Origin of the sequence: Paraburkholderia sp. SIMBA_030 (assembly GCF_046535245.1) — a bacterium.
Taxonomy (GTDB): Bacteria; Pseudomonadota; Gammaproteobacteria; order Burkholderiales; family Burkholderiaceae; genus Paraburkholderia.
On sequence record NZ_JAWRXB010001126.1, the window covers coordinates 1 to 253 of the forward strand.

The 253-nt window shown below is 60.9% G+C and carries 1 protein-coding gene; it reads right to left on the bottom strand.

Going from position 1 to position 253, the window contains the following annotated elements; translation table 11 throughout:
- The coding region (locus SB772_RS43530; RefSeq protein ID WP_410838970.1) for an ATP-binding cassette domain-containing protein at window positions 1–224 on the bottom strand (224 nt) is incomplete at its 3' end.
- Between the last annotated feature and the right edge of the window lie 29 nt (window positions 225–253).

Below are 253 nucleotides of genomic sequence, written 5' to 3' on the forward strand. Positions count from 1 at the left end.
TCAAGACGTTGCTCATTGAGCGGCTGGCCGTTGAGCAGCACCTGACCGGCGGTCGGCTGCAGCAGCCCGCACAGCAGACGCAACAGGCTGGGCTTGCCACTGCCGTTGGGGCCGCTGATTTGCACCATTTCGCCACTGGCCAGTCTCAAATCGAGATTTTCGAAGAGCAGCCGAAGGTCTCGCTCACAAGCGAGGGCAACGGTTTGCAGGACTGGGCTGGTCAAGGGATCACGGGCCTTTTGCGGTTCAAGTC